General features: G+C 63.2%; 8 protein-coding genes. 3 read left to right on the top strand and 5 right to left on the bottom strand.

What is annotated here, in order from left to right; genetic code table 11:
- Positions 1–116: 116 nt before the first annotated feature.
- Positions 117–1946: a translational GTPase TypA gene (gene typA / locus EJ066_RS05770; RefSeq protein ID WP_126035730.1), complete on the top strand. Its 1830-nt coding sequence runs from the start codon at positions 117–119 to the stop codon at positions 1944–1946.
- A 60-nt stretch (positions 1947–2006) separates the two neighbouring features.
- Here the strand turns inward: typA and EJ066_RS05765 are convergent, their stop codons facing one another.
- The gene (locus EJ066_RS05765; protein WP_126035728.1) at positions 2007–2633 is read right to left on the bottom strand and encodes a DUF1062 domain-containing protein; all 627 of its coding nucleotides are present in this window, start codon (positions 2631–2633) and stop codon (positions 2007–2009) included.
- A gap of 394 nt (positions 2634–3027) precedes the next feature.
- On the opposite strand from EJ066_RS05765, the gene EJ066_RS05760 reads away from it, so the two are divergent.
- Positions 3028–3642, top strand: a complete 615-nt coding sequence (locus tag EJ066_RS05760; protein WP_126035726.1) for a LysE family translocator — start codon at positions 3028–3030, stop codon at positions 3640–3642.
- Positions 3643–3651: 9 nt separating this feature from the next.
- Here the strand turns inward: EJ066_RS05760 and EJ066_RS05755 are convergent, their stop codons facing one another.
- From EJ066_RS05755 to EJ066_RS05740, 4 genes are all read right to left on the bottom strand, one after another.
- Complete coding sequence (locus tag EJ066_RS05755) at positions 3652–3975, bottom strand: YciI family protein (RefSeq protein ID WP_126035724.1); 324 nt, start codon at positions 3973–3975, stop codon at positions 3652–3654.
- Between the two features lie 172 nt (positions 3976–4147).
- Positions 4148–4911 (bottom strand): IS5 family transposase gene (locus EJ066_RS05750; RefSeq protein ID WP_126034609.1). Its coding sequence is split into 2 segments (ribosomal slippage): positions 4148–4578 and positions 4578–4911, totalling 765 coding nucleotides; the frame shifts between segments, so codons are not numbered across the junction.
- Between the two features lie 68 nt (positions 4912–4979).
- The gene (locus EJ066_RS05745; RefSeq protein ID WP_126035722.1) at positions 4980–6806 is read right to left on the bottom strand and encodes an aromatic amino acid ammonia-lyase; all 1827 of its coding nucleotides are present in this window, start codon (positions 6804–6806) and stop codon (positions 4980–4982) included.
- A gap of 137 nt (positions 6807–6943) precedes the next feature.
- A complete protein-coding gene (locus EJ066_RS05740) occupies positions 6944–7507 on the bottom strand; it encodes a peroxidase-related enzyme (protein ID WP_126035720.1) in 564 nt (187 codons plus the stop codon).
- A 136-nt stretch (positions 7508–7643) separates the two neighbouring features.
- On the opposite strand from EJ066_RS05740, the gene EJ066_RS05735 reads away from it, so the two are divergent.
- Positions 7644–12428, top strand: a complete 4785-nt coding sequence (locus tag EJ066_RS05735; protein WP_126035718.1) for an NAD-glutamate dehydrogenase — start codon at positions 7644–7646, stop codon at positions 12426–12428.
- Positions 12429–12668 lie beyond the last annotated feature (240 nt).

Here is a 12668-nt window from a genome sequence, read left to right as displayed (position 1 = left end):
GAGTATTTGGTGACACGCCTCCTCTTTCGCAATTGCGAAAAACCCTGTATGAGCCGCGCAACCGAAAGAGGCGGCGCCATTTGGCCTGCTGCCTGCAACGCTCCCGAGACCAGAACATGAAACTCCGTAATATCGCGATCATCGCGCACGTCGACCATGGAAAAACCACCCTGGTCGACCAGCTTTTGAAGCAGTCCGGCTCCTTCCGCGACAATCAGCGCGTCGCCGAGCGTGCCATGGATTCGAACGATCTCGAAAAGGAACGCGGCATCACCATCCTGGCCAAGGCGACCTCGGTCGACTGGAAGGACACCCGCATCAACATCGTCGACACCCCTGGCCACGCCGATTTCGGCGGTGAAGTCGAGCGCATCCTGTCGATGGTGGATTCGGCCATCGTGCTGGTCGACGCCGCCGAAGGGCCGATGCCACAGACCAAATTCGTCGTCGGCAAGGCGCTCAAGGTCGGATTGAAGCCGATCGTCGTGATCAACAAGATCGACCGGCCGGACGCCCGCCATGTCGAGGTGGTCAACGAGGTGTTCGACCTGTTTGCAGCACTCGACGCCACCGACGAGCAGCTCGACTTCCCTATACTTTACGGTTCCGGCCGCGACGGCTGGGTCTCGGAGAACCCCGAAGGCCCTAAGGACCAGGGTTTGTCGCCGCTGTTCGATCTGGTCATCAAGCATGTGCCGGCGCCGACCGTCCACCCCGGCCCGTTCCGCATGATCGGCACCATCCTGGAGGCCAATCCGTTCCTCGGCCGCATCATCACCGGCCGCATCGAATCCGGCACGTTGAAATCCAACCAGGCGGTCAAGGTGCTGCACCATGACGGCACCCAGGTCGAAACCGGCCGCATCTCGAAGATCCTGGCTTTCCGCGGGCTCGAGCGCCAGCCGATCGACGAAGCACAGGCGGGCGACATCGTCGCCATTGCCGGCCTGTCGAAGGGCACCGTCGCCGACACGTTCTGCGACCCGTCGGTGACCGAACCGCTGCATGCGCAGCCGATCGATCCGCCGACGGTCACAATGTCGTTCCTCGTCAACGATTCGCCGCTGGCCGGCACCGAGGGCGACAAGGTGACCAGCCGCGTCATCCGCGACCGCCTGCTGCGCGAGGCCGAGGGCAATGTCGCGCTGAAGATCGAGGAATCGCCGGACAAGGATTCGTTCTTCGTCTCCGGACGCGGCGAGTTGCAGCTTGCCGTGCTGATCGAGACGATGCGCCGCGAAGGTTTTGAGATCGCCGTATCGCGGCCGCGCGTCGTCATGCAGCAGGGCGACAATGGCGAATTGCTCGAGCCGGTCGAGGAAGTCGTTATCGACGTCGACGAGGAGCATGCCGGCGTCGTCGTGCAGAAGATGTCGGAGCGCAAGGCCGAGATGGTCGAATTGCGCCCCTCAGGCGGCAACCGCCAGCGCATCGTCTTCCATGCGCCGACGCGCGGCCTGATCGGCTACCAGTCGGAACTGTTGACCGATACGCGCGGCACTGCTGTCATGAACCGGCTGTTCCATGCCTATCAGCCCTACAAGGGCGAGCTGCCGGGCCGTACCAACGGCGTGCTGATCTCCAACGAACAGGGTGAATCGGTGGCCTATGCCATGTGGAACCTGGAAGACCGCGGCCCGATGGTCATCGACCCGGGCGTCAAGGTTTATCAAGGCATGATCATCGGCATCCATTCCCGCGACAACGACCTTGAGGTCAATGTCCTCAAGGGGAAAAAACTGACCAACATCCGCGCCGCCGGCAAGGATGAGGCGGTGAAGCTGACGCCGCCGATTCGCATGACGCTGGAACGCGCGCTGGCCTGGATTCAGGACGACGAGCTGGTCGAGGTGACGCCGAAGACCATCCGGCTGCGCAAGCTTTATCTCGACCCGAACGAGCGCAAGCGCTTCGAGAAGTCGGCGAAAGTGGTCGGCGCAGCGTAAGCCACTTTTCCTTAGCGAATATGAGGGAGGGAGCACGCGCGTGCTTCCTCCCTTTTTACTTCATCCGCCGGCAGCCGAGATAATGGCTTCCAGATCGGATTCGCCGGCCAGATCGATGCGGATCACCGTTCCCGTCCGGGCCGGCTTGCGCAGGGCTTTGGCATCGTGCGGATCGACGACCAGCCGCCGCTTCCCTTCCCAAGCCTGAAGCCGCGATCGTGAGATACCGAGTTCGCTGGCGAGCAGCCGGTCGAGCCGTAGCGCTGTCGGCAATTCGAGCCCGAGCTGGAGTTCGAGAGCCGTGATGCTTTCCGGAATGTCGCCGAGCACCTCCTTATGGACGGCGGCTTCGGGAAATTCCTCGACGCGCCCGATCCTGTTGCGCAGCGCCACGGTATCGAAAGCATGGCAACGCGCTAGCGCCGGGTCGTTGCTTTCGAGCGCCCGCAGCAGCGCAGGCTCGATGTCGTGGCGATTGCACCGCTCCAGAATGCCGAAATTCCAGGAATTGTCGCAATCGACGCAGCGGTAGATCAGCCACGCATCGATGCGTTTGCCGTTGGCGTTGACGCGGAATTTCCCGCTGCAGAGATAAGCCTTGAAGGCGCCGCAGCGATTGCAGTTGATCAGAGGTCGAGGCGCGGTTTTGGGCACGATCGCCCAGCGGATACGCAGTATCGTAGACATGCAGAAAGCCCTTCCCGTCGGGAAGTTCGTCAGATCGGCGATGTCGAGATGCCCATGCGGGCACGGCGTGGCGAGAGGCTGCGGTGGTCGGAAATCAGGCGTCGCGGGTGAGTGTGCGCGACAGCGGTTCAGCAGTGCCAAACCGGTCTCGAACCGCCACCCTGAGGAACACGTGAAATGAGACAGACGTCGCGACAGCGGCGCCATGCATTGCGTCGGGGGAGTTGACGAGACCGGCGGTTACGTAGGCAAAGTAAGGCTCGAAATTGTGTCGGGGTGAAACTTCTAGCCGCGAGATGCCGGGCCGACAAGCCCCTTCCATTATCGATGCTACCGCTGCGGGGACAGTTGGGCTAACATCGAGCGATCAACGTCCCAAGCAAAGATCCTGGTCATGCACTTCACGTCGCTTCTGATCTTCGCCGCAGCCCTTTTCGTCGCCGCTGGCTCGCCCGGCCCGTCGATTGCCGCTCTGGTGGCGCGGGTCATCGCAAAGGGCTTTCGCGACGTGTTCCCGTTCCTGCTCGCCATGTGGATCGGCGAAGGCATCTGGCTGTCGCTGGCAGTGTTCGGGCTGGCCGTGGTGGCCCAGACCTTTCATCTCGCTTTCGTCGTGTTGAAATGGATCGGCGTCGCCTATCTTGCCTATCTCGCCTGGAAGATGTGGACGGCGCCGGTCGAAGCGCGCGAGGGCGAGATGCCGCGCGAGGAGTCGGCCGTCAAACTGTTCTTTGCCGGCATGGCGGTGACGCTCGGCAATCCCAAGATCATGATGTTCTACCTGGCGCTGCTGCCGACCATCATCGACCTCGCTTCGGTGACGGTCGTCGGCTGGGCCGAGCTGACGGCGACCATGGCCGTGGTTCTGGTCGCCATCGATCTGGCCTGGGTGCTCGCCGCAGCGCAGGCGCGAAAACTGCTCAGGAGCAAGCGGGCGATGAAGATCGCCAACCGCGTCAGCGCCAGCACCATGGCCGGTGCCGCGGCAGCGATCGCGGCTCGATCCTGAGCCGGTGCGTCACCCCATTTCGATGATCGGCGCGATCTCGATGCTGAACGCCGGGTTCTTCAGGATAGGGCAATCCTTGGCCTTGCTGACGGCATCGTCGATATCCTTTGCCTCGATGATCGTATAACCGGCGGTCGGATTGCTGCCGCCATTGTTCTCGATCTTGCCGTCGGGCAGGACCGTCTTCGACATGCCGACCGGGTTGCCGCCGTCGACCACGGCCGAGCCAAGCTCGCCGTACCAGCCGTTCCAGGCATCCATCGCCGCTTTCCGTTCGGCCTCCTCGGTCGGCATCTTGCCAGAGCCGTGATAGACATAGAGAAACTTCGCCATGTTCTCCTCCCTTGATCCGCGGCATCGAACCGGCATGCGGCCACGCCGCACACCGATCATCGGACCAAACCGGCAAACAAGCAACGAAAATGCGAAGCAGCTAATATAAGGCGCGGTTGGTTCGCAACCGCGATGGCTGCGATCGCATTGCGGGACCACGGTCCAGCTAGGGTCAGGACTCATTGATCCAAAAGATGAATGCTGCGGCGAAGGCAATGGCTGACAGGAAGGTGTGAGCGCATCGGTCGTAGCGGGTGTGGATGCGACGCCAGTCCTTGAGCCGGGCGAACATGTTCTCGATCTTGTGGCGCTGTCGGTAGAGGATTGGATCGTATACGTGCTTTGTGCGGTGTTTGGCATGAGGAGGAATGCACGGCGTGATGCCTCGATCTGCCAGCGCCTGCCGGAAGGCAGCGGAACTGTAGGCCCTGTCGGCGAGCAGGAAGCTGGCGTGCGGTAGCTGCTCGAGAACTGCGGCAGCAGTCTTGTGATCGTTGGCCTGTCCCTCGCTCAGATAGAGTAGCAGCGGCCGCCCCTTGCCGTCGCAAACCACCTGCAGTTTGGTGGTCAGCCCGCCCCGGCTGCGTCCGATACATCGGGGTAGAGCCCCTTTTTGAGCAGGCTCGCCGCCGTTCGATGCGCCTTGAGATGAGTGGCATCGATCATCAGCCTCTCGGTACCGCCACCTTGCGCGGCTAGCTCGGCCAAGATGCGGTTGAACACGCCCAGCCGGCTCCAGCGGATGAAGCGGTTGTAGATGGTCTTGTGCGGACCGTAGCCGGCAGGGGCATCTCGCCAGCGCAATCCATTGCGGATCACAAACAGGATGCCGCTCAGCACCCGCCGGTCGTCCACGCGTGGAACCCCATGCGAAAGCGGGAAATAGGGCTCAATCCGGCGCATCTGCTCCGGGGTCAACATCAGCAAATCAGTCAAGGTGGCATCCTCCTGCCACCTTGAATCATCACCCAGCCGACAACTCAACCAATTAATGGGTCCTGAGCCTAATTGGGCAGCACGCCTGCCGTCGGCGCTGTTGCACTCTTCGGCGCCTGCGGTCCGCCCGGATAGAAATTCGCGGCCGGATTGTCTTGCATAAAGTCATAGGCGACCATGCCGAGCGGGCGCTTGGGCCGCTCCGCCGCCGGCTGATGCCAGGGGATCACCTTGCGGAGCGCTGCCAGCGCGGCAGTCGGCGCCTCGCCGAATTTTCGCTCCGGCTTTTGCGCCTTGCGAAGCTCCATCCAGTAGCTCGCCGTCAACAGGTCCTGCGCCAACAGATGAAACGACAGGTCGACCGCCTCGCGGGCGCGTTCCGTCTTGATGCGTGTCTGCGCCTCCAGGTCCTCGACCGTCGCGACGATGGCCTGGCCGGCCGGCGTCACCGGCGTGCCCATGCCGGCCAGTTCCTGCCACAGATCGGTCGGCAGATAGCCGTCGAACGTGGGAATGTCCTTGCGTTCGTCGGCGCTCAGCACATCGGCCGGCTTGATCACGGTGAAGAAGGGATTGCGGAAGCGCTCGATGCGCTGGGCGACGGCAACGCCCATATTGGTCAAGGCAATGGTGAAGGCCTCGACCTGATTGGCCAAAGGGTACGGATCCCAATTGGCGTTGGAGAAGATGTAGCCGGACTTGCCTTTACTCAGCGGCCCGCCCTTGATGTAGTATTGCATGAACTGCGGCGTGCTCAGTTCCCACGAGCTCTGCGGCGTCAGTCCGGGCAGGATGGCCGGATTGTGGTCCGAAGAATTGATGGAGAGCAGCACGGAGTGGCGCAGTTCGGCCCAGAATTGCCATGCCGAGCCCTGACGCTGGCTGGACGCCCGCATGCTTTCGGGATCCTGGATGATACGCGCCGGGTCTTCGTCGAACAGATAGCTGCCCTTGATCATGTCCATGATTCGGGCGGCGTCCCAGGTCAGCCATTCGTAAGGCCGCATCGACTGCACCGGCACGGAGATCGGCGTGACGCTCGAATTCATGCCGGTAAGGCCCATGGCGTAGCTCAGATCCGTCCACTCCAGGAGCTTTCGTGCATCCTCGACCAGCAGGGCTGCCTGCGCCTGCGCATAGGCGTTGGTGCTGATCAGCGCCGCCTGGTCGGCGGCGAATGGTTCGAGCGGCTTCAGCCCGGCCTCGGCAAGCGCCTGCGCCGCCGGCATGCGGACACCGCGGAAATAGGCCTCGCCCTCGCCGACCATGGCGGCGCCGATATTGCCCAGTGTCGCAAGGTCGCCTTCGCCCAGCGTCCCGCGTGATTGCACGACCGGCGTCAAGCGCTTGTTCAGCATGTCGACGAGGCTGCGGGTCAGTTGCGGGCTTGCTGCCTCGTAGGACATCGTATTGGCCCGGATTGCCATGATGGCGCGTACCAGTGCTTCGTCATCCATCTCCGGCCCATAACCGCGCGTCACGCCGCCCTTGAAGCGGGCCAGCTGCTGGTCCTTGAGAAGCTTGGTGTTTTCCGACGTGGTCGGATCGCCGGAGAAGATCACCGTTTCGCGCTGGTCGCCGGCGCCGCGGTTGAACCAGTAGATCGTCACCCCTTCCGCCGCGCCCTGCAAAAGCAGGCCGTATGCATCGGCTGAACGCTGCAACGCTTCGGCGCTGAGTTCGACCTTCGCGCCATTGCGCGCGATATCGACAACCTGTTCGACGGTCAGGTCGTGGCCGGTCAGTGTTATCGTCTTGCCGGCGGCGGTTTCGGTGATCGGCTGGTAGGTGGTGGTCGCCTCGAAGGCGAGGGCGGGGGCTGCGAAGAGCGCCAATGTCACGGCCAGGGCGCGGAAGAAAATCTTGGGCTTACGAGCGGCAATTCGGTCCAGCATAACGGCTCCCATCTAAAGCTAGGTTTCAGGCACGAAGTTTCACCTCCCGGAAATTTTGTTTCCTGAAAAACTAGCTGGCAGCGCCTGCCTGTCAAACGATTGTTGGCCCCAGGACCGATAGTGGGACGGATGTGGCCCTATCGCGCCATCGCGTGGTATTCGGCGTTCGGCCGCATGTCGATTGCGGCCGCCACCCGGTTCGACATGTTGAAGAAGGCGGCGGTCGAGGCGATGTCCCAGATGTTGCGGTCGGAAAAGCCGGCCTCACGCAGCGCTGCCCGGTCGGCCTCGACGATCTTCGCCGGCTCTTCGGTCAGCTTCACCGCGAATTCAAGCATCGCCTTTTGTCTGTCGGACAGGTCGGCGGCACGAAAATTCATCACCATCATCTCGCCGAAGGCGGGGTCGCCGGACAACTGGCGCACCGCCGCGCCATGCGCGGTCAGGCAATAATAGCAATGGTTGACGGAGGAGACGGCCACCGCGATCATCTCGCGCTCCAGCTTGGACAGGCCGGACTCTCCGAGCATCAGATCATTGTACATGTCGGTGAAGGCACGCAGCTTCTTCTCGTCGAAGGCATAGGCCAAAAGCACATTGGGAACGAGGCCGAGCTTCTCCTCGCATTTGGCGAAATAGGCCTTCGTCGCTTCGCTCAGCTCCGCGGGTGCAAGATCGAGTGCGGTGATTTTTCCGGCCATGGGCTGTTTTTCCTCGTTCGTCGGTGATTTGCTGCCGAATTCCGACATTTCGTCGCTACCGTCAAACCTTTGTCGCCAAATAGCGGTCATCTGCTACCATAGTTGCAAAAGCATGTGACGGGAGGGAATTAGCGCCATGGCCAGCCTGAAATCAGCAAGCCAGTTGAAAAAGATGAGCACGGCCAAGGGCAGCGAAAAGCCCGGCAGGCTTGCGGATTACCTGCTTGCCCGGGCGCCGGCCGAAGATGTCGCCGCCTATGATGTCGCCGACCTCGAACGCGCCGCCGATCTCGCCGGACGCGCCGTCGCCCGGCACAGGAAGGGCGATTGCGTCGTCGCCATAGACGTCGATTCCGGCGTTGTCCGCCAGGGCAGGCCGATGACCGTGATCACCGTCGTCAACGACAACATGCCGTTCCTGTTCGATTCCATCCTTGGCGAGATCACCGAGAGCGCCGGCGAACCGCTGCTCGTCACCCATCCGGTCATCGTCGTCAGGCACGGCAAGAGCGGCGTCGACGAAATCCTCGGCGATGGCGGTTTTGCCAAGGGCGATCACAATCATGAACGGCTGAGCGTCATTCACGTCCATATCGGCCGCCTTTCGGCCGAGCAGGCCGAGGCCTTGGCCGGGCGGCTGAAGAAGATATTGGGCCAGGTTCGCGCCGCCGTCACCGACTGGAAGCCGATGCTGGCCCGCCTCGACCAGGCGATCTCGGAGTTCCGCTACGCTCCGGTGCCGCTCGACAAGGCCCACGTCACCGAGGCGATTGCCTTCCTCGAATGGCTGCGCGACGACAATTTCACCTTCCTCGGCATGCGCGAGTTCAAATACACCGGCGGCGAGAAGAGCGGCACCCTGGAGCGCACCGAAAAACCCGGCCTCGGCATCCTCTCCGATCCCGATGTGCTGGTGCTGCGGCGCGGCACCGAAGCCGTGACGACGACGCCGGAGATTCGTGCCTTCCTATACGGGCCGGAACCGCTGATCGTCACCAAGGCCAATGCCAAGTCGGCGGTGCACCGCCGCATCTATCTCGACTACATCGGCGTCAAGACCTACACAGCCAAGGGTGCGCTTGCGGGTGAGCTGCGCATCGTCGGCCTGTTCACCTCGACCGCCTATACGCGCTCGGTGATGAAGATTCCTTACCTCAGGTCGAAGGCCGAAACCATCATCGCCAAGTCCGGTTTCAACCCTGAAGATCATTCCGGCAAGGCGCTGATCAACGTGCTGGAGAGCTACCCGCGCGACGAGCTGTTCCAGGTTCCGGTGCCAATCCTGCGCAAGCACGCCGAAGCCATTCTAGGGCTTGTCGAACGGCCGCGTGTCAGGGCATTGGTGCGTGCCGATCAGTTCGACCGCTTCGTCTCGATCCTCGTCTTCGTCCCGCGCGACCGTTACGACAGCGTGGTGCGCGAGAAGATCGGCGCCTATCTGAAGACTGTGTTCGAAGGTCGGCTGTCGGCCTACTACCCGGCCTTCCCGGAAGGCGGGCTGGCCCGTGTCCACTTCATCATCGGCCGTTCCGGCGGCAAGACGCCGAAGATCGACCAGGCGACGATCGAGGCAGCGATCCGCGCCATCGTGCGGACCTGGGACGACGCGCTGCGCGAGACCGCGGCCGAGACCGGCGCCGATGCAGCGCTCACGGCGATCGCCGCGCGCTTCTCGGAAAGCTACCGCGACAGCTTCTCGCCGGCCGTCGCGCTGGCCGATGCCGGGCGTATCGCCAAGATCAATGCGGCCAACCCGATCGCCATCGACTACTACCGTCATGCCGACCAGGAACCGCATCAGGCGGCGCTGAAAATCTATCACCATGGCAGCCCGGTGGCGCTGTCGCGACGGGTGCCGGTACTGGAGAACATCGGTTTCCGCGTTATCAGCGAGCGCACCTTCGAGGTCGGCGACGAGGCCTCCGGCATGGTCTTCATCCACGACATGGAGCTCGAAAACAGCTACGGCCAGCCGATCGACCTTGGCAATGGCGGCGCGCTGTTCGAGGACGCATTCCTGTGCGTCTGGCGCGGCGACATCGACAATGACGGCTATAATTGCCTTGCCCAGACCGCCGGCCTGTGGTCGCACGAGGTCACCATCCTGCGCGCCTATGGCCGCTATCTGCAGCAGGCTGGTATCCCGCAGAGTCAGGATTTCATTGCCGCCGCGCTCAACCGCTATCCGGAGATCGCGCGCGGCCTGCATGCGCTGTTCGTTGCCCGCCTCGGACCGACGGCCGAGACGGAGGGCGTGGTCGCGGCCAAGCATCTCAAGGCCAAGATCAAGGATGCCTTGGAAGAGGTTCCCAACATCGACGACGACACCATCATCCGCCGCTACCTCAATTTGATCGAAGCCTCGCTGCGCACCAATCATTTCGTTGCCGATACGAAGGAGAAGGGCCAGTCGCTGGCGATCAAGCTCGATTCGCAGGCGATCGACGGCCTGCCGGCGCCCAGGCCGTGGCGGGAGATCTTCGTCTACGGTTCCGAGGTCGAAGGCGTGCATCTGCGCTTCGGCCCGGTCGCGCGCGGCGGGTTGCGCTGGTCGGATCGCGCCCAGGACTACCGCACCGAGGTGCTCGGCCTGGTCAAGGCGCAGCAGGTCAAGAATGCGGTGATCGTGCCGGTTGGCGCCAAGGGCGGTTTCTATCCGAAGAAGCTGCCGATGGGTGCCAGCCGCGATGCCATCTTCGAAGCCGGCACGTCCGCCTACAAGAACTACGTCTCCAGCCTGTTGTCGATCACCGACAATATCGGCCTGGACGGCGTCATTCCGCCGGCCGGCGTGACCAGGCGCGACCACGACGACCCCTATTTCGTCGTCGCCGCCGACAAGGGCACGGCGACCTTCTCCGACACCGCCAATGCCATCAGCGAGAAGCATGGATTCTGGCTCGACGACGCCTTCGCCAGCGGCGGCTCGGCCGGCTACGACCATAAGAAGATGGGCATCACCGCCAAGGGTGCCTGGGAAGCGGTCAAGCGGCATTTCCGCGAGATGAACCGCGACATCCAGACCACGCCCTTCACCGTCGTCGGCGTTGGCGACATGTCGGGAGACGTGTTCGGCAACGGGATGCTGTTGTCCGAGCAGACCCGGCTGATCGCCGCCTTCGACCATCGCGACATCTTCATCGATCCCGACCCTGACATGGCTGCTTCGATGGCCGAGCGCAAGCGCATGTTCGCGCTGCCGCGTTCGAGCTGGCAGGACTACGACAAGACAAAACTGTCGGAAGGCGGCGTCATCGTTTCACGCAGCCAGAAGTCGATCACGCTGCCGCCGGCCGCGGCCGCTGCGATCGGCCTTGGCAAGACCACCGCCTCGCCGGTCGAGATCATGAACGCCATCCTCAAGGCGTCGGTCGACCTTTTGTGGTTCGGTGGCATCGGCACGTATCTGAGGGCGTCGACAGAAACCAATCAGGATGTCGGCGATCGCGCCAACGATGCCATTCGGGTGACCGCGCTCGACGTGCGCGCCAAGGTCATCGGCGAGGGCGCCAATCTCGGCGTGACGCAGCGGGCGCGCATCGAGTTCGGGCTGAATGGCGGGCGCTGCAATTCCGATGCCATCGACAATTCGGGCGGCGTCAACTGCTCCGACGTCGAGGTCAACATCAAGATCGCGCTGGCTTCCGCCATGCGCAAGGGGGCGCTGAGCCGGCCAACGCGCAACAAACTTCTTGCCGAGATGACCGACGAGGTCGGTGCCCTGGTGCTGTCCAACAATTACGAGCAGACGCTGGCGCTTTCCTTGGCCCGCAAGCGTGGGCTTGCCGACATTGCCCACCAGAGCCGCTTCATGACGGCGCTGGAAGCGCGCGGGCTGCTCGACCGCGCGGTGGAGACGCTGCCGTCGCCGGCAGCCCTTGCCGAGCGCGAGGCGCGCGGCGAGCCGCTGACCAGGGCCGAGCTCGGCGTGCTGCTCGCCTATGCCAAGATCGTGCTGTTTTCCGACATCGTCGCCAGCGACGTGCCGGACGATCCGCATTTCGACCGCGACCTGATGGGCTATTTCCCGGATCGCATGGCCAAGAAATACGCGGCCGAGATCCATGGCCATCGCCTGCGCCGCGAAATCATCGCCCGTGTCGTCGCCAACGATCTGGTCAATCGCGGCGGCCCATCCTTCGTCGACCGGCTGCAGGAAGCGACCGGCCGCAGCGCCGCCGACGTGGTTCGGACCTTTGCTCTGGTGCGGGACGGCTTCGGTTTGCCGGTACTCTATCGCGAGATCGACGCACTCGATAACCAGATAGACGGGCAGGTTCAGCTCGACCTCTATCAGGCTGTTAGCCGGCTTATCTATGTGACCAGCGGCTGGTATCTCAAGAACGATGCCAGCACCGCACCGCTCGGCCAACGGATCGCCGAGTTGCAGGACGCGCGCAAGGCACTGGAGCCGAAGCTCGTTTCGCTGCTGCCGGCCTTCTCGCGCGAACGGATCGAGGAGCGGCGGCATGGCCTGTTCAAGGACGGCGCGCCCGAAGGGCTGGCCGAACAGCTGGCGCTGACCGATGTGGCGGGGCTCGTTCCCGACATCGCACTGACGGCCCGGACCGCGAATGCCGATATCATCGCGGCCGCGAAGGCGTTTTTCGCGGTCAGCGATGCCTTCCGCATTCCGCGCGTCGAGGACGCTGCGCGCTCGATCACGCCCTCGGATTACTACGATCAGTTGGCACTTTCCCGCGCTACCGACACGATCGGCGCGGCCAGGCGCGGCATCGTTGTGGCGGCGCTGACCGGCCATGCCCAGGCGGCGGATCCGGTGACGGCATGGCTGGAGGCTGGTGGCGATCGTGTTGGCCGCATCCGCGAGCGGCTGCAGGCGCTGACCGAGGGCGGCGACATCACCGTGTCGCGGCTGTCGGTGGCATCCGGGCTGATGAGCGATTTGACGGGGATGTGAAACTTCAAAAGCTTGGGTTCCTCGCCCCCGCCAGAGCGGGCGAGAGGTGGCCGCGAAACAGCCGGAGAGGGGATTTTCGCAGGGCGGAGACCTTTCTTGAACGATCAACTTGAGCGTAGGCTGGCGCATTTCCCCTTCTCCCGTCTCGGCTTCGCCGAGCCACCTCTTCCCCACTCCGTGGGGGCGAGGAACCCAAGGGCATGAACGGCGGCGCCATGCTTGCTCATTTGCGTGAGTGTG

It is taken from the genome of Mesorhizobium sp. M9A.F.Ca.ET.002.03.1.2, assembly GCF_003952365.1.
GTDB lineage: Bacteria > Pseudomonadota > Alphaproteobacteria > Rhizobiales > Rhizobiaceae > Mesorhizobium.
This window is presented reverse-complemented; position numbering and strand designations above follow the sequence as displayed.